The following is a 22,048-nucleotide window of genomic DNA, read 5'->3' on the forward strand; positions in this document are numbered from 1 at the left end:
GAGCCTTTGTGATTCGAACACCTCATCTATTGACGTTGACCCTGGCCGTGGCAGCCGCGCTCAGTGGTTGCAAGAAATCCGACGACGCTGCGCCGGCGGCCCCGGCCGGCGACGCCGCAACTGCGGCAACCGCTGCGCCTGCGGCGCCCAAGACGCTGACCCTGGACCAGAGCAAGCTGCCGGCCGTGAACCAGTTCACCGCCGCCGATCTGGACCCCAACGGCAATGCCTGCACGGATTTGAATGCCTACGCCAACGCCAAGTTTTTGGCCGCCAACCCGGTGCCGGGCGATCGCACCAGCTGGGGCGCGTTCGAGATGCTCGACGAGCGCTCCAATGCGATCCAGCAGCAGCTGGTCGAACAGGCCGCAGCCGACACCGGCGCCACCGGCGTGGAAAAGATCGTCGGCGACCTGTGGTCCACCGGCATGGACGAGGCCAAGATCAATGCCCAGGGCATCGAGCCGCTGAAGCCGGAACTGGCCGCGATCGACGCCATCAGCGACCAGGCCAAGCTGGTCGACTATCTGCGCAGCAGCGCGGCCAAGGGCAACAACGAGCTGTTCGGCTTCGGCGCCGAGGCGGATTTCAAGAAGTCCAGCCAGAACATCGCCTACGCCATGCAGGGTGGCCTGGGTCTGCCGGACCCGGAGTACTACACCAGCGCCGCCAACAAGGCCAAGCTGGAGGCCTACCAGGCGCACGTGGCCAAGGTGCTGGAACTGTCCGGCGTGGCCGCGGCCGATGCCGCCGCGCAGGCCAAGCAGGTGGTCGCGTTCGAAACCCGTCTGGCCAAGGTCTCCAAGACCAGCACCCAGATGTCGCGCGATGCGTCACTGGCCTACAACCCGATCTCGCCGGCCGATGCCGACAAGCTGACGCCCAACTGGTCGTGGACGGAGTTCTTCAAGTCGCAGGGCGTCCCCACGCCGGAGATGTTCTCGCTGGCGATCCCGGCCTTCCACCAGGAAGTGAGCAAGATGATCGCCGACACCGATCCGGCGATCTGGCGTGCCTACCTGCGCTTCCACACCGTCGATGGCGCCTCGCCGTTCCTGAGCCAGCCGTTCGTCGATGAGAACTTCGCGTTCTACAACCAGACCCTGCGCGGACAGAAGCAAATCAAGCCGCGCTGGAAGCGCGTGCTGGCCACCATCAACAGCCAGACCGGCGAAGCGCTGGGCCAGATGTACGTCAAGGTCGCCTTCCCGGCCGATTCCAAGGCCAAGATGGAAACCCTGGTGACCAATCTGCGCACTGCGCTGAAGGCCCGCATCGAAAAGCTGGACTGGATGAGCCCGGAGACCAAGACCAAGGCGATCGCCAAGTGGGAGAGCTTCACGCCCAAGATCGGCTACCCGGAAAAGTGGCGCGAGTGGAACGGCTTGACCACCAGCCGCGACAGCTACCTGGGCAACGTGATGGCCGCGTCCGAGTACAACTACAAGTGGAACCTGTCCAAGATCGGCAAGCCGGTGGACAAGACCGAATGGGGGATGAGCCCGCAGACGGTCAACGCCTACTACAACCCGCTGCAGAACGAGATCGTGTTCCCGGCCGCGATCCTGCAGCCGCCGTTCTTCGACCCGAATGCGCCGGAGGAAATGAACTACGGCGGCATCGGTGCGGTGATCGGGCATGAGATGACCCACGGCTACGACGACCAGGGCAGCCGCTTCGGTGCCGACGGCAACTTCATCGCCGATCCGGGCTGGTGGACGCAGAAGGATCTGGACGCGTTCAAGGCGCGCACCGGCAAGCTGGTCGCGCAGTTCGACGGCTACCGCACCCCGGCCGGCGACAAGGTCAAGGGCGACCTGACCCTGGGCGAAAACATCGCCGACCTGGGCGGCCTCAACACCGCCTACGACGCGATGAAGACCGCCACCGCCGGCAAGGACGATCCCAAGACCGACGGCATCACCCGTGACCAGCGCTTCTTCCTCAACTGGGCCACGGTGTGGCGCCGCAACTTCACTCCGGAAGAACTGGTGGTGCGCCTGAAGACCGATCCGCATGCACCGGCCAACTTCCGCGCCATCGGCGCCCCGTCGAACATGCCGGCGTTTGCCGCCGCGTTCTCGTGCAAGGCCGGCGATCCGATGGTGCGCCAGGGCGACAAGCAGGTGGTGATCTGGTAATTGCACGGTAGCTGCAAACAACGGGGGCGGCGATCGAGAGATCGTCGCCCTTTTGTTTTGCGACAGTGGAGCGCGATGCCGCCAAGATCGCGCGCTACGCCTGCAGGTGGCGGATTCAACACGTGCATTGCGCATCGGACACGGCTTGCTGCAGGTGGCGCAACTTACGCAGCCGCGTCTTTTTGCGTCTCCCCCTGCCATTTACGCCCTCAGGCGGCCTGCCGCGGCGCACCCTTGTTCCTTTTTCGGGCCATGCCATCGGGCATCGGTGCCCCACCCCTCGTCGCCTTCAAAACAAGTCTCAATAAAGCTCAAGCCTGCGTGCCGGCACGGCAGCGCCCGCCTATCCTCGGCGCTCCTTCCTGCCCATTTCCGCCATGTCCGCCATCAAGACCTCCACACTCGCCCTCAGCCTGCTGATCGCACTGGCCGGCTGCAAGCGTGCATCCGACGACGGCAGCGCCACGAAGACGCCGGACGCGCTGGCGCCTGCGGCGACCCTCGCCCCATCCAAGTCGGCGCTGGACATCGGCGAACTGGATCCGACAACAAGCGCATGCCAGGACCTGGACAACTTCGTCAACGAAAAATGGCGCAAGGCCAACCCGATACCGGCAGATCGCACCAGTTGGGGCGTCAGCGACATCCTGACTGAACAAAGCGAACTCGTGCAGCGTGAGATCGCTGAAGCCGCAGCCAAGCACGCAGGCGCACAGGCCGATCCGGTGGCCCGCAAGATCGGCATGCTGTATGCGTCGGGCATGGACGAAGCCGCGATCGAGGCTGCGGGTGACCAACCGATCCGTCGGCAACTGGAAGCCATCGCCGCGCTGACCTCCGGCAGGCAGGTCGCCGATTACATCACCGGCCGCTACGCAGAGGGCGACGCGCAGGTCTTCTACTTCGGTGCCGGCGCCGATTTCCACACGGCGGACATGCAGATCGCCTTCGCCACCGAGGGCGGCCTGGGTTTGCCGACCAAGGAGTACTACAGCGCCGCCGAGTACGCGCCCATCCGTGCGGCGTATCTGGACTACATCGCCAAGTCGCTCGAACTCACCGGCATTGCCAAAGACCCAGCGCGTGCGCAAGCCAACGACGTGCTTGCGCTGGAAACGCGCCTGGCGGCTGCTACGTTGAGCCGGGTCGAGGCACGTCAACCGCAGAATCAGTATCACTTCGTCAGCCTGGCCGAAGCGGACAAACTGACGCCGCACTTCTCCTGGACGCGCTTCTTCGCCGCCCAGGGCGTGGACGCAGGGTCCGGCTTCTCGCTGTCGCATCCGCGCTTCTTCGCAGAGTTCGACCGCCAGCTCGCCAGCGCTCCGATCGCGCAGTGGCAGGCCTACCTGCGCTTCCATACCATCGACGATGCATCCGGCGACCTCAGCAAGCCCTTCGCCGACAACAACTTTGCGTTCTACGGCAAGACGCTGCACGGGCAACCGGAACAGGAACCCCGCTGGAAGCGCGTGCTGCGCAGGGTCAATACCAGCATGGGCGAAGGCCTGGGCCAGCTGTATGTGGCCAGGATGTTCACCCCCGAAGCCAAGCAGCGCGCCAGCGAGCTGGTGGACAACATTCGCGCTGCGCTCAAGGTGCGTATCGAACACGTCGACTGGATGAGCGCGCAGACCAAGGCCAAGGCCCTGGCCAAGTGGCAAACCTTCCAGCCGAAGATCGGCTACCCCGATACCTGGCGCGACTGGTCCGGGCTGGAGATCGTTCCCGGCGCGTACCACCGCAATCTGCAGGCGGCGGCCACATTCAACTATCGCTACGACATCGCCCAGATCGGCAAGCCGACCGACCGCACCCGTTGGGCGATGACCCCGCAGACCGTCAACGCCTACTACGACCCCAGCGCCAACTCCATCAACTTCCCGGCAGGCATCCTGCAGCCACCGTTCTTCGACCCCAAGGCCGACGATGCCCTCAACTACGGCGGTATCGGTGCAACGATCGGGCATGAAGCCATGCACGGCTTCGACGACCAGGGCAGCCAGTTCGATGGTGCGGGCAACAACGTGAACTGGTGGACGCCACAGGATCGCAAGGTATTCGAGCAGCGGGCCGATGCCCTGGTTCGACAGTTCGATGCCTACGCTCCACTGCCCGACCACCCCGACCTGCACGTCAATGGCAAGCTCACCCTTGGCGAAAACATCGCCGATCTGGGCGGCACCAATGTCGCCTACGACGCGCTACAGGCGGCATTGCGGGCGCATCCCGAGCGGGCGGCCGCCATCGATGGCTACACCCCGGATCAACGCTTTTTCCTGGGGTTTGCGCTCAGCTGGCGCGGGCAGATGCGTGAGAAGCAGCAACTGGTCGATCTGGCAAGCAACCTGCATGCCCCCGACAACCTGCGCGCGAACGCCTCGCCGTCCAACATGCCGCAGTTCGCCCACGCCTTCGCCTGCAAGCCCGGCGATGCGATGGTGCGCCCGGACAAGGACCGCGTGGTGATCTGGTAACCGGCTGCAAGCGCTTCCACCTACCCACCACCGACCGCACAGGCCCGCACACGCGGGCCTGTCGCGTTCACGCAAACGCCCAGCAGCGGAGACGAAGGGCAGCGGGCACATGCCTGCGCAGCACGCAGCCTTGCTAAACTCCGCCGACTTCAATCTGGCCACCCGTCTTCTCGATGCCCACCATTCGTCCGCTTGCCCTCGCTCTTGGCTTCAGCCTGATCACGCTGCTGTCCGCCCCCGACGCCGACGCCGCTCGCAAGAAGAAGGCTGCCCCCAAGGCCCCGGCCGTCTCGGCGGCCTGCACCAACTTCTACGATTACGCCAACGCCGGCTGGCTGAAGGCCAACCCGATGCCGCAGGCGGGTGCCGTCACCGCACTGGGCCAGTTGTCCGAGCGCGCGCTGCAGCAGCAACGCGACTTGCTGGATGCGTCGATGAAGGCGCCGCAGGGCAACGTGCAGAAACTGCTCGGCGACTTCTGGGCCAGCGGCCTGGATGAGGCCGCCGTGGAAAAAGACGGCTCCAATCCCATCGCCCCCTTGCTGTCGCGCATCGATGCGATCAAGAAGGCCAAGGATGTGCCCGCTTCCATCGCCGCACTGCACCAGGTCGGCATCCCGGTCGGCTTCAACTTCGGCCCGGACGTGGACCTGAAGGCGCTCGACCGCCACATCGGCTACTTCATGCAGGGCGGCATGGGCCTGCCCGATCCGGCCTTCTACACCCGCACCGATGCCGACACCCAGGCGCTGATGGGCCGCTACCGCGCCTACGTCAAGCAGATCCTGGCGCTCACCGGCACCGCCGCCGACAAGCTCGACGCCGATGCCGCCTCGGTGCTGCAGATCGAGACCGCGCTGGCACGCAGCGCGCAGTCGGTGCAGGGCATCAACAACCCGTTCAACAACTACGCCCCGATCGCCACCAAGGAGCTGACCAAGCAGTACAAGAACCTGCGCCTGGCCGACTTCCTGGAAGCGCAGGGCGTCAAGGACGACCTGGTGTCGATGGCCGACCCGGCCATGTTCAAGCAACTCGACAGCATGATCGTCAGCATCAAGCCGGAACAGTGGAAGGCCTATCTGCGCTGGCGCGTGGGCGATGCGATGGCTCCGTACCTGTCCAAGAGCTTTCACGATGCCGAGTACCAGTTCCGCGGCCGTCTGCTGCGTGGCGATGCCCTGCCGCCGCAGCGCTGGCAGCAGGTGCTGGACGCGATCAACATCGCCGCCGGCCCGATGCTCGGCCGCGAATACGTGGCGCGCTATCTGAGCAGCGACACGCGCCGCCAGGCCGAAGCCATCGCCGACCAGATGCGCGACGCGCAGCTGGCCGCGCTGGAGCGCACCGGCTGGGGCAACGGTGAGGTAGTGGCCGAAGCCAAGGCCAAGCTGGCGGCGATGAAGATCGAAGTCGGCGCGCCGCGTCGCGATCTGGATTACACCGTGCAGCCGATGGGCCGCGGCAGCTTCGGCGGCAACATGCTGATCGCCTCGACCTGGCGCCACCGCGAGGAGATGAAGCGCATCGGCAAGGGCAACGCCGACCGTCGTTGGGACGTGCTGCCGCAGCAGCCGGCAGTGGCCTACGACATCGCGCAGAACCGCCTGATCATCACTGCCGCCGTGCTGCAGCCGCCGGTGCTCACCGCCGGCAGCACGCCGGCCGCGCAGTACGGCGCCTACGGCGCGCTGGTCGCCCACGAAATCACCCGTGCCATCGACGCCAAGGGTTCGCTGGTGGATGCCAAGGGCGAATTGCGCAGCTGGTGGACGCCGGCCGAAAAGACCAGCTGGACCCTGCTGACCGGCAAGGTGGCCGAGCAGTTTGGCGCCTACCCGTATCCGGGCGTGCCCAACGTCAAGGTCAACGGCGCGCAGACCGCCGAAGAAAACCTGGCCGATCTGGCCGGTATCGAACTGGCCTGGCAGGCCTTCAGCAAGGCACAGCCCGCCGCCACCGAGGCCGACAAGCAGGCGTTCTTCACAGCCTGGGCCGGCTTGTGGGCCCAGCAGCTGTCGCCAAACGAAGCGGTGCAGCGCGCCAGCGCCGACATCCGTGCACCGGGCCAGTGGCGCACCAACGGCCCGCTGTCCAACCTGCCGGAATTCGGTGCCGCCTTCAGCTGCAAGGCCGGCCAGCCGATGCAGCGCGTGGATGCCGAGCAGTTGAAGATCTGGCGCTGATTCAGGCGCCAGGACGTCACTGGCCATCAACACACGGTGGCAGGCAATGAAAAAGAGCGCGGAATCCGCGCTCTTTTTTTGTCTCTCGCGTTTATGGATCTGCCTACCAGCCTGAAACACCCTGGTCGTAGGAGCGGACCTGGCCGCGACAAGGCTTTACCGGTAAACCACCGTCGCGGCCAGGTCCGCTCCTACGAGGCGATGCGCTGCCGGACCTCAGCGCACCACGCGCAGCGGCGGCTTGCGCCCCTTGCCACCGCCCTTCCTGCCGCCGCTGCCGCCAAACGGCGACTGCCCGCGCCAGTAACGGATCATCAGCCAGCCGAACAGCATGCCGCCCAGATGTGCGAAGTGGGCCACGCCCGGCTGCCAGCCGGTTGCGCCCAGGAACAGCTCGATCGCACCGAACAAGATCACGAAGGTGCGCGCCTTCATCGGGATCGGCGGAAACAGCAGCATCACCCGCTGATTCGGAAACAGCATGCCGTAGGCCAGCAGCAGGCCGAACACACCGCCCGACGCACCTACCACCGGCGCCCCGCTCTGGGTGAACCAGGCCATCAGCAACTGGCACACGCCGGCACCGGCCACGCACACCAGGTAGTAGGTCAAAAAGCGCTTCTGGCCCCAGGTCTGCTCCAGTGCCGCGCCGAACATGAAAAGCGCCAGCATGTTGAAGAACAGATGGTTGAAGCCGCCATGCAGGAACGCATAGGTCAGCAACTGCCACGGCATGAAGCTGGCGCCGGGCGAGAACGCATCGAAGCCGTTGGAGATCGGCCACAGCATCAGCGACGACAGCGCCGCATCGGAGGGCAGCACGCCGGCGCCCAGGTCGCCCAGTGCCCATTGCAGCAGGAACAAGCCAATATTGGCGATCAACAACGCTTTGGTGACGGGCGGCAGTTGGGGCATGACGGCATCCTTCGGAATGCCAACCATCATAACGTCAGGCTTATGAAGGTCCCCACACGGCGGCATCCAGCCGCTGCGCGGCACTGGCGCGGCGCACCCGGCCCTGCTCGACTGCCACGCCTTCGGCACGCAGCCGCCGACATTGCTCGCGGTAGCCGGACGAGCCGTCCGGCAGTGCGATCCGGCCATCGCTGCGCAGCACCCGGTGCCAGGGCAGGTGCGGATCGTCATTGCCGCTGAGCACGCGGGCCACCAGCCGCGCCCGCCCGGGCAGGCCGGCGCGCAGTGCGACCTCGCCATAGCCTGCGACCTGGCCGGAGGGAATTGCGCGAATCGCGGCCAGGATGCGCAGTCGCGCCTGTTCGCTGGAGGGCGCCGCGCCGTGGGAGCCGGCACGCGCAGGTGGGCCGGCAGGGGGAAGCGTCACTGGTTTGCGGGGCTTGGACATCGCGCAAGGATGCCAGCGATGAGGCATGACCGGCTGTGGACGGCAGATCGGCAGTTGATTGACGCGCCGATTGTGCCGGACCCTCACCCCAACCCCTCTCCCGAGGGGAGAGGGGCTTTGATCTGTTCGCTCGCAGGGCCCTGGCCTGCGTCAAGCGCACTTACGTCGGGTGCAGAACTAGCGTGCGGTGTTGCGCGGGGCTGCCACACGTTGTGAAACGCAGGGGCCGACGTCAGTACCGGCATCAGGCAAGGGCCTGATGCCCTCGTTGGTCCGGCCACAACAGCCGCATCGATGCACAGTGCATCAGTGCATCAACACAATCTCTTCCGACGAAGTGGGATGGATTGCCACGGTCTCGTCGAAGTCGCGCTTGGTCGCGCCCATCTTTACGGCCACCGCGAACCCCTGCAGCATTTCGTCGGCGCTTTCGCCCAGCAGGTGCACGCCGACCACGCGCTCTTCTTCGCCCACGCAGACCAGCTTGAACAGGCTGCGCTGCGGCGCGTCGGCCAGCGCATGCAACATCGGACGGAAGTTGCTGCGGTAGATGCGTACCGCACTGCCGTGCCGCGCGCGCGCCTGCTCCTCGGTCAGTCCGACCTGCCCGAGCGGCGGATGCGAGAACACCACGCTCGGCACGCCTTCGTAGTCCATGCGTGCATCCGGCTGCCTGCCGAACAGGCGGTCCATCAACTTGCGACCCGCCGCGATCGCTACCGGCGTCAGCCCGACCTTGCCGCCGACATCGCCGATGGCATGGATGTTCGGCACGCTGGTGGTCTGCCCTTCGTCCACCACCACCTCGCCCTTGTCGCCCAGGCGCACGCCGACCGCTTCCAGACCCAGCCCCGCTGTGTTGGCGCGTCGGCCGGTGGCGAAAAACACCTGGTCGAAGACGTCGTTGCCCTGCTCGCTGGGGTGCGCGGGATGGCCGTGCACGCGCAGCTTGCCATGTGCATCGCGTTCCAGGCCGGTGGTGGAGAAACCGAAATGCAGGCGCACGCCCAGGTGCCGCAGGTTGTCGGCCAGTTGCAGGGTCAGCTCGGCATCGAAGCGCTCCAGCAAGCGATCGCCCTGCACGAACAGATGCACGCGACTGCCCAGCGCCTGCAGCAGGCCGGCGATCTCCACCGCGATATAACCGCCGCCGACAATCGCCACCTGCGCAGGCGCATGGCAGAGATTGAAGAAATCGTCGGACACCTCACCGTGCTCGGCACCGTCGATGTCCGGCCGCAGCGGATGCGCACCGGTGGCGATCACGATGTGCTCGGCGGTAACGGGCACGCCATCGCCGCCCATGATGGTATGGCGATCCTGCAGCACGCCGCGCTGCGGAATCATTACCACGCCATCTTCATTGAGCCGACGCCGATAACTGGCGTGGATGTTGTTGATGTAGCCCTGCCGGTGCGTGACCAGTTCCTGCCAGGCCAATGTCGGTCGCGACACATCGAAACCCAGTGCCCCGGCCAGCTCGATCTTGCCGGCCAGATCGGCCGCCAGCCACATCGCCTTCTTCGGCACGCAGCCGAGATTGACGCAGGTCCCACCCAATTCGTTCGGCTCCATCACTGCCACGCGTGCACCGTGTCTGGCCGCGCGAAATGCAGCGGCCAATCCACCGGAGCCGCCGCCCAGGATCACCACATCGTAGTCGTATCGGGCACTCACGCGAATCGCTCCGCCCGGTAAGGATGCGGGTCCAGCGCAGGTGCGCGGCCCGTGATCAGGTCGGCCATCAGTTGTCCGCTTGCAGTGCTCATGCTGATGCCGAGCATGCCATGCCCGGCTGCGAGCCAGACGTGAGGACGCCCCGGCACCGGCCCCAGCACCGGCACGTCGTCCCAGGTCATCGGCCGCCATCCATACCAGCGCTCGATCACGGCCGGGCCAGCCGGCGCATGCAGATAATCGGCCGCTGCGCGCTCCAGCGCCGCCAGGCGCGTGGGGTTGAGGCGGGTATCGCGTCCGGAGAATTCCATCGTGCTGCCGATACGCAGACGATCGCGCCACGGCACCACGAACACCCAACGGTCCTTCAGCACCACCGGGCGGCGCGGCATCAATGCCGGGGCGGTATAGGTGATCGAATAGCCCTTGCCGGCCTGCACCGGCAAGCGCAACCCCAGCTGCGCCGCCAGCACCGGCGACCACGGGCCGGTTGCGATCACCACCTCACGCGCCTGCCATCGCCCGCGCTCGGTGTGCACGCACGCGCCGCGTGCGTCCGGCACCACCGCATCGACGCGGCACTGCGCCTGGATCACCGCACCGCGCGCACGCAGCACCCTTGCCAGTTCTGCGGTGTAGCGCTCCGGACGCAGATGCGCATCGCCGGGGAAATGGATCGCACCGGCAATGCCTGCGCGAAATGCCGGGGCCTGGCGCAGATAGTCGGCGCCCTCGATGATCTCGGCCTGGATGCCCCACTGTGCAAGCACGCCGCACTCGTGGCGATACTGCGCAAAGCGGCGCGCATCGCCGAACACGTAGTCCAGCCCATCGCTGCGAAATTCGCAGTCCAGCGCATAGCGCTCGACCCAGTCGTCGAAGCGGTGTCGCGCATCGCCCAGCAGCGCCGCGCGCGCCTGCGCGCTGGCCTGCCAGTGACGCGTATTGCAGCGCTGCGCAAACCGCAGCAACCAGCGCCACAGCGCCGGATCCAGGCGTGGCCGGATATACAGCGGCGCGTCCGGCGTCAGCATCCACTTCAGCGCCTGCGCGATCATGCCCGGCGCTGCCAGCGGCGGCGCATGGCTCGGCGTGATGGTGCCGCAGTTGCCGTACGAGGTTGCCGCACCCACCGCACCGGCATCGAGCACGTGCACCTGCCGCCCCGCCTCGACCAGGGCCAGCGCAGTCGCCAGGCCGATGGCGCCGGCCCCGACCACCACCACATCGACAGGCGCGCCGCTCATGTGCGCACTACCCCACGCGCGCACTGCTGCGACGCATCGGCGGCACGCGCAGATAGGTCACGCTGCGCCATAGCCATTCCACCGGCCCGAAGCGGAACCAGCGCAGCCACAGCTGGCTCAGCACCACCTGCAGCGCAAACAGCATTAGCGCGAACGGCAGTTGCCATACGCGCGGCAGCTGTTCGAAGTAGCCAAGCCCGTAACCGTAGAAGATCCACGTGCACACCAACGACTGCATCAGGTAGTTGGTCAGCGCCATGCGTCCGGCGGGCGCCAGCCATGCCAGGCGCGGCGCCAGGCGTACCACCCACGCCGCATAGCCCAGGCTCATCAGCGGGCCGGCAATCAGCGCCAGCGCGAAGGCACCCGACAGGCGCAGATCCAGGCGCGCCGGATCGATCCACGGCTCCAGCGCGTAGCTCACCGCCATCACGCCCAGCCCGAGCGGCAGCGCGCCGTAGCGCAAGCCCCGGAACAGGCGCGGAAAGCGCTCGGGCGCGGCGATTGCACCGCTGCGCACGAACCAGCTGCCCAGCAGGAACATGCCGAGCATCGCCGGGCCGTTGATGCTCAGCCCGGTCATTGCCTGCTGCAGGTCATGCCAGCGCTGCAGCGTGGCCTGCGCATAGCTGCCGCCACCGAAGGCGGCGCGCTGCGCCTGCACGTTGGCTGCCGCCTGTTGCGCTGCGTCGGCCACTGCGGCCTTCCATTCCACTGCAGATGCCGGGTCCAGCTGCGTCAACGTGCCCGCGACGCCGTACAGCAGCATCAACCCGGGCGCGCAGCAGTAGACCAGCACGGCAAACCACGGCAGCGTCACCGTCGGCACCGCGCGCGTGGCCAACAGCAGCAAGGCGAGCAAGGCGTAGGTCACCAGAATATCGCCGGACCACAGCAGCAGCGCATGCGCCAGCCCGATCGCCAGCAGCCCAACGGTGCGACGCAGATAGGGGCCGAACAACCCGCGCCCGGCCTGCGCGGCGCGCTGCGCCATCACCGCAAACCCCATGCCGAACAGCAGCGAGAACAGCGTGTAGAACTTGCCCTGCACGAACAGGTACACCAACGCATCGGCAACCCGGTCGGCACCATGCCAATGCGGCTCCACGCCGGTGATCGCCAGATCGAGCGGACCGACGAAGGCTTCGACATTCATCAGCAGGATGCCCAGCAGCGCGAAACCGCGCAGCACATCCAGCACCACCATGCGCTCGCTGGTTGCAACGGGCAGCAGAAGATCGCGCGGGCTCATCGCGGCCCGGACAGCACGGCGCGGCGATCGTGGCGCGCACCATGCAAGCAGCCCGCCGAGATGGCGGGCCGCAGAAACACATCCAGCGAACGCTGGCCGGGCGAACACGACCGGCGCGGGCGAATCGGCATCACCACGCGGTGCATGCCGATGTTGCCGATTGCCCGCATCGGTCCGCCCGCTTCACAGACCGTATAACGGCTGCGCTCAGTGGTGATGGCCGCCTTCGCCATGCACATGCCCGTGGTCGCGCTCTTCCTGGGTGGCTTCACGCACTTCGATGATCTCCACGTCGAAGTGCAGGTCCTTGCCCGCCATCGGGTGATTGAGATCGACGTCGACCACGCTCATGCCGACCTTCTGCACCGTCACCGCGCGCGGGCCGAAGTTGGTCTGCAGCACCACCTGGGTGCCCGGTACCAGCTTGGTGGCGCCGAAGTGCTTCTTGGGCACGCGCTGGCTCAGGCCTTCGCGGTATTCGCCATAGGCTTCGGTGGCCTTGACGTCCACGCCGAAGCTCTCGCCGGCCTCCTTGTCCATCATGGCCGCTTCCAGGCCCGGAATGATGTTGCCGTGGCCGATCATGATCGCCAACGGGTCACGCTCCTTGGAGCTCTCGATCGGCTCCTGGCCGAGCTCGGAAACGGTGTAGTGGAAGCGGACGACGCTGTCTTTTTCGATCTTCATGCCTGGCTCTGGATAGGCTGCCCGGTGGCAGACGGTGGAGGACGGCTTGTCGGCCGCCGGGTGCGCCGCCATCATGGCGACCTTTCGAACCGCCCATTATCCCGGCTCCATGCATATCACGCCAGTTTTCGCCGCCCGCGCCCGCCGCGTGGCGGCCAGTTCGTTGCTGGGCCTGCTCGTGCTGCTGGGCGGTTGCGCACAGGCGCCGGTCCGCCGACCGGCCGCCACCAAGCCGCCGGCACCGCGGGTCTGGCCGCAGGTGCCGCCGTCGAACCCGGCCGCCGCCAACAACATCCTGATGCGTGCGCTGGGCCTGGTCGGCACGCCGTACCGCTTTGGCGGAAATACGCCGGAAACCGGCTTCGACTGCAGCGGGCTGGTCACCTATGTCTACAAGGACGTGCTGGCGCTGGCGCTGCCACGCACCTCGCGTGAACTGGCCGCGGTGCAGGGACCCCGCATCCCGCAGGAGAAACTGACCACCGGCGATCTGGTGTTTTTCGGCTCCAGCGGCAACGTGACCCACGTCGGCATTTATGTCGGTGAAGGCCGCTTCGTGCATGCCCCCACCACCGGCGGTACCGTCCGCTTGGATTTCCTGGATGGCGCCTACTGGCGTGACCATTATTCAGGCTCAAAGCGGGTTTTACCCTGATATGTGACGCGCATCACATTTCATAAAACGGAAATTTAACCTTTTTTGAACGTAACGATTCTTTCACCAAGGCATCATCCCGCATCGACAGCAGAATTGTGATTCCCGCGTGACGAACGACGAACAGATCATCACTGGCGCCGCACCGCTTCCGCCCCGGAAACCGCTCCGCCTGCTATGCGCCACCGCTCTTTGGCTCGCAGCCCTTCCCGCCCTGGCACAGACCGCCAACGGCACCGCATCCGCTCCGCAGACGGCCCCGCCGGACAGCACCGTCGCCGCCGAGAAAGCCGCAACCCGCAGCCGCGCCGACGCCGCTGCCACCGCAACACTGGCCGCCCTGCTTCCGCATCTGGCCGCCAACGACGCCATTCCGCTGATGGACCGTTCGGCGATGTTCGCCGGTGACCTCAGCCGCCTGCTGGCCAACTACGACGTGTCCCAGAGTGCGGCCAACGCCGCGCAGAACGCCGTGGCCGACAGCCGTGTCCAGGTGATCCTGCAACGCGCCATGGCCCTGCTGGGCACCCCGTACGTCTGGGGCGGCGAGTCCACCGAAGGGTTCGACTGCAGCGGCCTGGTCGGCTATGTGTTCAAGACCGCCCTGGGCATCGACCTGCCGCGCGTCTCGCGCGACATCGCACGCGACGAGTCCGCAGAATTGATCAAGGACCCCAACGCGCTCAAGGCCGGCGATCTGGTGTTCTTCGGCAGGCGCGGCCGCATCGACCATGTGGGTCTGGTAGTCGGCGATGGCAAGTTCCTGCATGCGCCCAGCCGCGGCAAGGACGTGCGGGTGGATTCGCTGGCCAGCGGCTATTGGAGCGAGAAGTTCATCCAGGCACGTCGGGTGCTCTGACCCACTGGTGGACACTGCGTCGATTGCATGACAGAGGCCGCGGCGATCCCGCGGCCTTTTTGCTGCGTCGTCATCGCGCGTGGGATTCCTGCAGCCCCATGGCCGCTGCATGACAGCGGGTGGCATCCATCGCCGTGCCAAGTGGCAGGCAGCGAGCATCAGGCTGCCTGTCGCCCTCGCGCATGGCGGGGCCAACGGCGCAGCGCAGCGCGCGCCGCAGGTTAGCGCGAGGTGTCGGCCTGGTAATGCGCCATGGTGTCCTCGATGCCCTTGCTCAGCTCCATCACCTTGAGCGCGTATTCGGCCAGGCGCTGGTCTTCCGGGGTACCCGGCTGCCAGGACGGCACTGCCACCGGGGTGATGCCGTCCGGGTCCATCGCCACGAACACGATGATGCAATGCGTGCATAGCCGCGAGTCGCCACCCATCGGGCTGCGTGCCCGCACGTCGATGGCGAAGTGCATGCTGGTGCGGCCGGTGTAGACCAGCTTGGCCGATACCGCGACCAGATCGCCGATCCGCACCGGCGCCACGAAGCGAATGCCGCCCACCGCCACGGTGACGCAGTAGTGCCCGCTCCAACCGCTGGCCGCGGCAAAGCCGACCTGGTCGATCCACTTCATCACCACGCCGCCATGCACCTTGCCGCCGAAATTGACGTCACTGGGCTCGGCCAGAAAACGAAATGTCAGATCACGCTGTTGGCCAATCACCGCCCGCCCTCGTCAATGGATGAGCTGGCAGTGTGCCATGCGGGTGGGACGCCAGTGCGCACGACCAAACACCCGATGCATGGTCCGGCAGCGCGGTTGCTTCACCCAGGACGTAGCGCGTCCAGGTTGTCCTGTTTGCGCAGACACAACCAGGGAAAATGCGGCTGCCGCAACTTGAGCATCCGCCGCAGGCGCGCGCCCGGGCGTCGCGGGTCGAACAGGCGCTGCACCGCAAATCGCTCGAAGCTGGCGTAGGTGTGCTGGTGGTAGTGCGCGGCCAGCGCCGGAACACCCAGCTCGGTGAAGTAGCGCAGGCTGCGCGCGGCGCTTGCATCGGCGGCGTGCGCATCCGCATACAGCGGGCTGTCAAGGATATGCAGCTCGCCGCCGTCGCGCAGTTGGGCGAGCAGGCGGATGACCAATGCCGCGGGGTCGGCGAAATACTGGATGCAGGCCGGGATCACGATGACGTCGAAGAGATCGCGCGGCAGGGCCAGGGTCTGGATGTCGGCGGCGATGAAACTCAGGCGCTGGTCGTGGCCGAACACGCGCGCGGCCTGGGCCAGTTCGGTGCGGTTGACGTCGATGCCGCAGACATCGCGCTGCAGCGACTGCGCCAGCAACTGCGACAGCCAGCCGTTGCCGCAGCCCAGTTCGGCAATGGCGCCCTCGCCTGCCTGCGCGCGCAGGTGCCGGACCAGCAACGCGCTGGACAGCGCACGCACCCGCCATTCCAGACTGGCGCCGAGCTTGCCGCCGGGGCGCGGCAGGCTGCGTACCTGTGCATCGGTGTAGAGCCGGCCTTCCTTGCGCCGAACCTCCAGATACTGCTGCTCGAACGGGTCGTCGGCCAACGACCGCTGCACGAACACGCCGTCGACGCTGTGCAGCTCAGGCACCTGCTGCAGGCGATCGCGCAGCGTGGGAGACCCGGCGCGCATCGCTGGCGCTCAGCGCTGCGTCGGAGCGCGATCGGCCAGTGGATCTTCCAGCCCCACGTTGGTTGATGCCGACTCGTAGACCGCCTTGTCGAGCAGGCCGGTCTCCTTGGCCACCAGCACCGGCACCAGCATCTGCCCGGTCACGTTGGTCATGGTGCGCATCATGTCGAGGATGCGGTCGATGGCGTACAGGTAACCGATCACTTCCAGCGGCAGGTTGGCCGCACTCAGCACCACCGTGGCCATGATCACCGCGGTGCCGGGCACGCCGGCCGTGCCGAAGCTGCCGAGCACCGAGGCAATCAACACCACGAAGTACTGGTTTGCGGTCAGCGGCACGCCGGTGTACTGCGCAATGAACACCGCGCACAGGGCCGGAAAGATCGCGCCACAGCCGTCCATCTTGATGCTGGCGCCAAGCGGCACCGCGAATGCAGCATAGTCCTTGCTGACACCCAGGTTATGCGTGATCGAGCGCATCGCCACCGGCATCGCGGCAAAGCTCGACGAACTGACGAACGCCACCTGCATGCCCGGCGCGGCGCCGCGGAAGAACTTCCACGGATTCAGTCCGTGCAGCAACAACAGGCTGCTGTAGACCACCACGATATGGATCGCGCAGGCCACATACAGCGCCAGCACGAAATTGCCGAACGGCAGCAGCTTCTCGAAACCGTAGCTGCCGACCAGGCTGGCGATCAGCCCGAAGGTGCCCAACGGGGTCATCTCCAGCACGAAGCGGGTGACCTGGATCATGATGTCGCTCAATTGCGCGGTGAGCTTGCGCGCCTCGGCCACGCGCTCGCCGAGCTTGACCATCGCAAAGCCCAGCAGTGCAGCGAAGAAGATCACCGGCAGGATCGATCCGCGCCCGGCCGCCAGCACCGTTTCGCCGGCCGCATTGGTCTTGGTGCCGATGCCGGTCAGCGCAAAGAACGGATTGGATGGCACCACGTCCAGCAGCACCTTGATCGGGCTGGGGACATCGCGCGGTTTCCAGGCCGAATCCACGCTCAGGCTGAAATGGCCGGCGCCCGGCTGCATGATCGTGCCCACCGCCAGGCCCACGCCCACCGCCAACGCCGCGGTGATGACGAACCACAGGAAGGTGCGCCCGCCGAGCGCGGCCACGGATTTTTGCCCGTGCAACGAGGAGATCGCATTGATCACCGCGAAGAACACCAGCGGGATCGCGATCATCTTGATCAAGGTGACATACAGGTCACCGAGCGGGCCGAACCACACATCGGCCGCCGGGCCCATGGCCCAGCCGGCCAGCGCGCCGAGCACGAAGCCGGCCACCACGCGTTGCCAGAACGGAATGCGCAACCAGGCCGAGACCAATGTCATGCGTCGAGTCATCCGGGGGAGAGTGCATGCACCATAGCCCAGGCCCGCGCCGCCCGCGAGGCCACGACTGGAACAGCGGCGTGTCATCTGTGTGACACCAGGCATGCCGGCATAATAGGCGCCGATTCAGCCACGAGTTCGATGCCGATGCGTTACCGCCTGCCTGCCCTCGCCGCCCTGACCACCGTGTGTGTCGCCGCTTGCGCCTCCAGCGCCGGCACCAGCGCATCCGCGCCTGCCGCCGTGCGCGTGGAGGTGCCGCAGGTGGCGCATCCGGCCGGCGAGACGCCGCAATGGTGGTATCGCTCGGGCGCGGCGCGCGCGGCCGGCAATGGCGCGATGGCCGGGCGCGCGCGCAACGTGATCCTGTTCCTGGGCGACGGCATGAGCCTGACCACGGTGGCGGCAGCACGCATCCTGGATGGCCAGCGCAAGGGCGGGCCGGGCGAGGAGAACCTGCTGTCGTGGGAGCAATTCCCGGCCACCGCCTTCAGCAAGACCTACAACACCGATTCGCAGACGCCGGATTCGGCCGGCACCATGACCGCGATCACCACCGGGGTGAAAACGCATATGGGCGCGATCGGCGTCAGCAGCGGCAACCGCAGCGACTGCGCCGACAGCCTGGGCAAGGGTCTGCTGAGCTGGCTGCAGCTGGCCGACAGCGCCGGCATGGCCACCGGCATCGTCACCACCACCCGCCTCACCCACGCCACCCCGGCGGCGACCTATGCGCATTCGCCGGACCGCAACTGGGAAAACGATACCGACCTGCCCGAGTCCGCCCGCACCGCCGGCTGCCAGGACATCGCCCAGCAGTTGCTTTCCAGCGCGCGCTTCGGGCGTGGCCCGCAGGTGGTGCTGGGTGGCGGACGCAGCCAGTTCCAGACCGTGCAGGAACGCGATCCGGAGTACGACGACAAGGTCGGCCTGCGCCTGGACGGCCGCGACCTGGTCGCCGAATGGAAACAGGCGCACCCGCAGGGCGCCTATGTCTGGAACGAGCAACAGTTGCAGGCGGCCTCCGGCGCGCCCGCGCTGCTGGGCCTGTTCGAGCCGGATCACATGCAGTTCGACCACGACCGCAATCGCGCCGCGCAGGGCGAGCCCAGCCTGACCGAGATGACCCGCACCGCGATCCAGTCGCTGTCGCGCGACCCGAACGGCTTCGTGCTGATGGTCGAAGGCGGCCGTATCGATCACGCCAACCACGCCGGCAATGCCTACCGCGCGCTCGATGAGACCGTGTCGCTGTCCGATGCGGTGCGCGCCGCCGTGCAGACCGCGCCGCCGGACACGCTGATCATCGTCACCGCCGACCATTCGCATACGCTCAACTTCGTCGGCTACCCGGTGCGCGGCAACCCGATCCTGGGCAAGGTGCGCGGCACCGGCGGCGAAGAAGGCGACCGCACCCAACTGGCCACCGACCTGGCCGGCCAGCCCTACACCACGCTAAGCTACGCCAACGGCCCCGGCTACACCGGCGCCAGCAACGCGCAGCCGGCCGGCGCCAAGAAGTACCCGCATGAACCCAGCAGCAGCGAGCCGGCCGCCGGCCGCCCGGACCTGACCCACGTCGACACCGAGGCGCCCAGCTACATGCAGGAATCGCTGGTGCCGACCAAGTCCGAAAGCCATGGCGGCGAAGACGTCGGCATCTGGGCCACCGGCCCGGGCAGCGCGGCCTTCCGCGGCACGCTGGAGGAGAACGTGATCTACCACGTCATCGTCCAGGCCACCCCGCGCCTGCGCGAGCGCCTGTGCAAGGCCGGCACCTGCGACAACGCCGGCGTGCCGGTGACGTTGCCGCAGTCGGCCACGTTCGAGACCGCGGCCAAGCGCTGATGCGCCGGCTGCGCGCAGCGCGGGCGGCAGCGGCGAGGCAGTCGTCGCCGCTCGCACCTGGATCCAGCGGCGCAGCAAGCCACCTGCATCGATGACCGGATTGCTGCCACCGGCACCGCCGCCCGGCCCGGTCCTGGTCGCCTACAGCGGCGGCATGGATTCGAGCGTGCTGCTGCATCTGCTGGCAACAACGTCGCGTTATCGCCAGATGGGGGTGCGTGCGGTGCATGTGCATCATGGCCTGCACGCCGATGCCGATGCCTGGGCCGCGCACTGCCAGCGCCAGTGCGATGCCCTGCAGGTCCCCCTGCAGATCGCGCGCGTGCAGGTCGCGCGCGACAGCGGCCTGGGCCTGGAAGCGGCGGCACGCCATGCACGCCACGCCGCGTTTGCCGAGGCACTGGCGCCCGGCGAATGGCTGGCCCTGGCGCATCATCGCGACGATCAGGCCGAAACCTTCCTGCTGCGCGCATTGCGCGCTTCCGGCCCGGACGGGTTGGCCGCGATGCGCGCGCAGCGTCCATTCGCGGACGGCATGCTGTGGCGTCCCTTGCTGGAGCACGCGCGCGCCGCGGTGCTGGCCTATGCGCTGGCACAGGGCCTGCGATGGATCGAAGACCCCAGCAATGCCGATGCCCGCCACGACCGCAACTTCCTGCGCACCCAGCTGATGCCCGTGCTGCAGCAACGTTGGCCGCAGGCTGCCGAGGCACTGGCGCGCAGCGCGCGCTTGAGCGCCGATGCCAGCGACCTGCTGCTGCAGGAGGACAGCGCGCAACTGCCCGGCCTGCTGACCACCACCGGCGCGCTGGATCTGCGGATCCTGCGTGCACAGCCGGCCGCACGTCGGCCGCGGCTGCTGCGCGCCTGGGTGGCTGCAGCGCAGGCGCCACCGCTGCCTGCGCACGGCGTGGCCGCACTGGAGCAGGAGATCGACGACGACGCGCCGGATCGGCAAGCCTGCTTTGCCTGGCAACAGGTGCAGGTGCGGCGCTGGCGCCAGTGCCTGTACCTGCTGCATCCGCATGCCGCCTGGCCGGCGTCATGGCAGGCGTGCTGGGATGGCGCAAGCCCGCTGCCACTGCCGGATGGCGCCTGCCTGCAGTTGCACGGCTCCGCCGGCCTGCGCTTCGCGCAACCGCTGCTGGTGCGCGCACGCCAGGGTGGCGAACGCATCGTATTGCCGCAGCGCGCGCATTCGCATCGGCTCAAGCACCTGCTGCAGGCGCTGGATCTACCGCCCTGGCAACGCGCGCGCCTGCCGATCCTGTGGGCCGACGGCCAGGTGCTGGCAGCCGGCGACCGCATCCTCTCGGCGGCATTGAGCCACTGGCTGCAGGCCAACGGCGCGTCCTTGCACTGGCGCGACCACGCCAATGCGAATTGACCCGCCTGCCTGCGCGCCGCACACTTTGGCGATGGTCAAAAAATCCTTGAATGAAACCTCCCCGGTCGCCCGCTTCGAACAGTCGCTGGAAGAACTCGAGCAATTGGTGCAGAAGATGGAAGTCGGCGACCAGAGCCTGGAGCAATCGCTCACGGCCTACGAGCGCGGCATCGGGCTGTACCGCGACTGCCAGCAGGCACTGGAACAGGCCGAACTGCGCGTGCGCTTGCTGACCGACCCCGCGCGCCCCGATCTGGCCGAAGCCTTCGAACCGCCATCGCAGGACGGCGGCTGAGTGAGTTCGGCGTTGTTTGACCACTGGATCGGCCGTACCGAACGCCGGCTGGAAGCCTGCCTGCCCACTCCGGCGCTGGCGCCGCAACGACTGCACGCGGCGATGCGGCACGCGGTGCTGGGCGGCGGCAAGCGCATGCGCCCGTTGCTGGTGTATGCAACCGGCGCGCTGTTCGGCGCCGACGAGGACAGCCTGGACACGCCCGCCGTGGCGGTGGAGCTGATCCATGCCTACTCGCTGGTGCACGACGACTTGCCGGCGATGGACGACGACGCCCTGCGCCGCGGCCAACCCACCGTGCATATCGCCTTCGACGAAGCCACTGCGATCCTGGCCGGCGATGCGTTGCAGACGCGTGCGTTCGAACTGCTGGCTGCGGCCCCGGTCAGTGCGGAACTGCGGGTCGGCTGGCTGCAGAGCCTGGCCACCGCCGCGGGCGCTGCCGGCATGTGCGGCGGCCAGGCGCTGGATATCGATGCCACCGGCCAGCTGCAATCGTTGCGCGACCTCGAGCGCATGCACGCACTCAAGACCGGCGCGCTGATCCGCGCGGCCGTGCGCATGGGTGCGCTCACCGGTGCTGCCACAGCCGGCGATCAGCAGCGCCTGGATGCGTTCGCCAACGCGCTGGGGCTGGCGTTCCAGGTCCGCGACGACATCCTGGACGTGGAATCGAGCTCGGCGCAGCTCGGCAAGACCGCCGGCAAGGACGCCGCGCAGGCCAAATCCACCTATCCCGCCCTGCTCGGGATGGACGGCGCCAAGGCCAAGCTGGCCGAACTGGCCACCCGCATGCACGACATCCTGCAACCCTACGGCGCGCCCGGCGACACGCTGGCGACGCTGGGCCGGTTTGCGGTGGACCGCGCGCACTAGAACAACCGGTGGCCTGGCCACCCTCCCCGGCACGCCGGGTGGACGTGCACCGCCCCCCGTCCCACCTCACTACCGGCGCCGATCAAGCGGTCAC

The 22,048-nt window shown here is 67.3% G+C and carries 19 protein-coding genes; 9 read left to right on the forward strand and 10 right to left on the reverse strand.

Going from position 1 to position 22,048, the window contains the following annotated elements; all coding sequences use genetic code 11:
* Positions 1–29 precede the first annotated feature (29 nt).
* The 3 genes from EO141_RS09325 to EO141_RS09335 all read left to right on the forward strand — a co-directional run bounded on the left by EO141_RS09325 (position 30) and on the right by EO141_RS09335 (position 6,804).
* Positions 30–2,141 (forward strand): M13-type metalloendopeptidase, encoded by a 2,112-nt coding sequence (locus EO141_RS09325; RefSeq protein WP_127169220.1) that lies wholly within the window; start codon positions 30–32, stop codon positions 2,139–2,141.
* Positions 2,142–2,518: 377 nt separating this feature from the next.
* Positions 2,519–4,618, forward strand: coding sequence for a M13 family metallopeptidase (locus EO141_RS09330; protein WP_127169033.1), 2,100 nt, complete (start codon positions 2,519–2,521; stop codon positions 4,616–4,618).
* Positions 4,619–4,791: 173 nt separating this feature from the next.
* Positions 4,792–6,804 (forward strand): M13 family metallopeptidase, encoded by a 2,013-nt coding sequence (locus EO141_RS09335; protein WP_119128509.1) that lies wholly within the window; start codon positions 4,792–4,794, stop codon positions 6,802–6,804.
* 216 nt (positions 6,805–7,020) lie between these two features.
* On the opposite strand, the gene EO141_RS09340 is transcribed toward EO141_RS09335, so the two are convergent.
* The 7 genes from EO141_RS09340 to EO141_RS09370 form a co-directional block, all read right to left on the reverse strand.
* Positions 7,021–7,719, reverse strand: a complete 699-nt coding sequence (locus EO141_RS09340) for a rhomboid family intramembrane serine protease (RefSeq protein WP_127169034.1) — start codon at positions 7,717–7,719, stop codon at positions 7,021–7,023.
* Positions 7,720–7,759: 40 nt separating this feature from the next.
* A complete protein-coding gene (locus EO141_RS09345; protein WP_127169035.1) occupies positions 7,760–8,167 on the reverse strand; it encodes an MGMT family protein in 408 nt (135 codons plus the stop codon).
* 306 nt (positions 8,168–8,473) lie between these two features.
* Positions 8,474–9,844, reverse strand: coding sequence for a glutathione-disulfide reductase (gene gorA / locus EO141_RS09350; protein WP_119128507.1), 1,371 nt, complete (start codon positions 9,842–9,844; stop codon positions 8,474–8,476).
* A complete protein-coding gene (locus EO141_RS09355) occupies positions 9,841–11,091 on the reverse strand; it encodes an FAD-dependent oxidoreductase (RefSeq protein WP_127169036.1) in 1,251 nt (416 codons plus the stop codon). Before EO141_RS09355 ends, gorA begins: the two co-directional genes overlap by 4 nt.
* Positions 11,092–11,098: 7 nt before the next feature.
* Complete coding sequence (locus tag EO141_RS09360; RefSeq protein ID WP_127169037.1) at positions 11,099–12,343, reverse strand: DUF418 domain-containing protein; 1,245 nt, start codon at positions 12,341–12,343, stop codon at positions 11,099–11,101.
* Positions 12,340–12,576 carry a hypothetical protein gene (locus tag EO141_RS09365; protein WP_127169038.1) on the reverse strand — a complete coding sequence of 79 codons (237 nt, stop codon included), beginning with the start codon at positions 12,574–12,576 and terminating at the stop codon, positions 12,340–12,342. Before EO141_RS09365 ends, EO141_RS09360 begins: the two co-directional genes overlap by 4 nt.
* Positions 12,551–13,030 carry a peptidylprolyl isomerase gene (locus tag EO141_RS09370; RefSeq protein WP_115677565.1) on the reverse strand — a complete coding sequence of 160 codons (480 nt, stop codon included), beginning with the start codon at positions 13,028–13,030 and terminating at the stop codon, positions 12,551–12,553. Before EO141_RS09370 ends, EO141_RS09365 begins: the two co-directional genes overlap by 26 nt.
* 46 nt (positions 13,031–13,076) lie before the next feature.
* On the opposite strand from EO141_RS09370, the gene EO141_RS09375 reads away from it, so the two are divergent.
* Both EO141_RS09375 and EO141_RS09380 read left to right on the forward strand, forming a co-directional pair.
* Positions 13,077–13,685 (forward strand): C40 family peptidase, encoded by a 609-nt coding sequence (locus EO141_RS09375; protein ID WP_180707890.1) that lies wholly within the window; start codon positions 13,077–13,079, stop codon positions 13,683–13,685.
* Between the two features lie 109 nt (positions 13,686–13,794).
* On the forward strand, positions 13,795–14,544 hold the full coding sequence (locus EO141_RS09380) for a C40 family peptidase (RefSeq protein WP_104581923.1): 750 nt from the start codon (positions 13,795–13,797) through the stop codon (positions 14,542–14,544).
* A gap of 221 nt (positions 14,545–14,765) precedes the next feature.
* Here EO141_RS09380 and EO141_RS09385 read toward each other — a convergent pair whose 3' ends face one another.
* The 3 genes from EO141_RS09385 to EO141_RS09395 all read right to left on the reverse strand — a co-directional run bounded on the left by EO141_RS09385 (position 14,766) and on the right by EO141_RS09395 (position 17,548).
* Positions 14,766–15,257, reverse strand: a complete 492-nt coding sequence (locus EO141_RS09385; RefSeq protein ID WP_104648042.1) for an acyl-CoA thioesterase — start codon at positions 15,255–15,257, stop codon at positions 14,766–14,768.
* 101 nt (positions 15,258–15,358) lie between these two features.
* Positions 15,359–16,198, reverse strand: a complete 840-nt coding sequence (locus EO141_RS09390; RefSeq protein WP_164739139.1) for a class I SAM-dependent methyltransferase — start codon at positions 16,196–16,198, stop codon at positions 15,359–15,361.
* 9 nt (positions 16,199–16,207) lie between these two features.
* Entirely contained in the window at positions 16,208–17,548 is a 1,341-nt protein-coding gene (locus tag EO141_RS09395; RefSeq protein WP_127169039.1) for a dicarboxylate/amino acid:cation symporter, read from the reverse strand.
* Positions 17,549–17,689: 141 nt separating this feature from the next.
* Here EO141_RS09395 and EO141_RS09400 point away from each other — a divergent pair, with 141 nt between their 5' ends.
* From EO141_RS09400 to EO141_RS09415, 4 genes are all read left to right on the forward strand, one after another.
* Positions 17,690–19,396 carry an alkaline phosphatase gene (locus tag EO141_RS09400; protein ID WP_127169040.1) on the forward strand — a complete coding sequence of 569 codons (1,707 nt, stop codon included), beginning with the start codon at positions 17,690–17,692 and terminating at the stop codon, positions 19,394–19,396.
* A gap of 91 nt (positions 19,397–19,487) precedes the next feature.
* The gene (tilS, locus tag EO141_RS09405) at positions 19,488–20,783 is read left to right on the forward strand and encodes a tRNA lysidine(34) synthetase TilS (protein ID WP_127169041.1); all 1,296 of its coding nucleotides are present in this window, start codon (positions 19,488–19,490) and stop codon (positions 20,781–20,783) included.
* 31 nt (positions 20,784–20,814) lie between these two features.
* Complete coding sequence (locus EO141_RS09410; protein WP_104581917.1) at positions 20,815–21,078, forward strand: exodeoxyribonuclease VII small subunit; 264 nt, start codon at positions 20,815–20,817, stop codon at positions 21,076–21,078.
* Positions 21,079–21,954 (forward strand): polyprenyl synthetase family protein, encoded by an 876-nt coding sequence (locus tag EO141_RS09415; RefSeq protein WP_127169042.1) that lies wholly within the window; start codon positions 21,079–21,081, stop codon positions 21,952–21,954. It abuts the gene before it with no gap.
* Positions 21,955–22,048: the final 94 nt, after the last annotated feature.

Source organism: Xanthomonas sp. BRIP62415, from assembly GCF_003993515.1.
In the GTDB taxonomy this organism is placed as follows: domain Bacteria; phylum Pseudomonadota; class Gammaproteobacteria; order Xanthomonadales; family Xanthomonadaceae; genus Xanthomonas; species Xanthomonas euroxanthea.

What these genes read in the sequence shown, in the direction of transcription:
- EO141_RS09330 (WP_127169033.1), top strand. Translation starts at nt 2,519, where the DNA reads ATGTCCGCCATCAAGACCTCCACACTCGCCCTCAGCCTGCTGATCGCA.
- EO141_RS09335 (WP_119128509.1), top strand. Translation starts at nt 4,792, where the DNA reads ATGCCCACCATTCGTCCGCTTGCCCTCGCTCTTGGCTTCAGCCTGATC.
- EO141_RS09340 (WP_127169034.1), bottom strand. Translation starts at nt 7,719, where the DNA reads ATGCCCCAACTGCCGCCCGTCACCAAAGCGTTGTTGATCGCCAATATT.
- EO141_RS09345 (WP_127169035.1), bottom strand. Translation starts at nt 8,167, where the DNA reads ATGTCCAAGCCCCGCAAACCAGTGACGCTTCCCCCTGCCGGCCCACCT.
- EO141_RS09355 (WP_127169036.1), bottom strand. Translation starts at nt 11,091, where the DNA reads ATGAGCGGCGCGCCTGTCGATGTGGTGGTGGTCGGGGCCGGCGCCATC.
- EO141_RS09360 (WP_127169037.1), bottom strand. Translation starts at nt 12,343, where the DNA reads ATGAGCCCGCGCGATCTTCTGCTGCCCGTTGCAACCAGCGAGCGCATG.
- EO141_RS09365 (WP_127169038.1), bottom strand. Translation starts at nt 12,576, where the DNA reads ATGGCGAAGGCGGCCATCACCACTGAGCGCAGCCGTTATACGGTCTGT.
- EO141_RS09370 (WP_115677565.1), bottom strand. Translation starts at nt 13,030, where the DNA reads ATGAAGATCGAAAAAGACAGCGTCGTCCGCTTCCACTACACCGTTTCC.
- EO141_RS09390 (WP_164739139.1), bottom strand. Translation starts at nt 16,198, where the DNA reads ATGCGCGCCGGGTCTCCCACGCTGCGCGATCGCCTGCAGCAGGTGCCT.
- EO141_RS09395 (WP_127169039.1), bottom strand. Translation starts at nt 17,548, where the DNA reads ATGACATTGGTCTCGGCCTGGTTGCGCATTCCGTTCTGGCAACGCGTG.
- EO141_RS09400 (WP_127169040.1), top strand. Translation starts at nt 17,690, where the DNA reads ATGCCGATGCGTTACCGCCTGCCTGCCCTCGCCGCCCTGACCACCGTG.
- tilS (WP_127169041.1), top strand. Translation starts at nt 19,488, where the DNA reads ATGACCGGATTGCTGCCACCGGCACCGCCGCCCGGCCCGGTCCTGGTC.
- EO141_RS09410 (WP_104581917.1), top strand. Translation starts at nt 20,815, where the DNA reads ATGGTCAAAAAATCCTTGAATGAAACCTCCCCGGTCGCCCGCTTCGAA.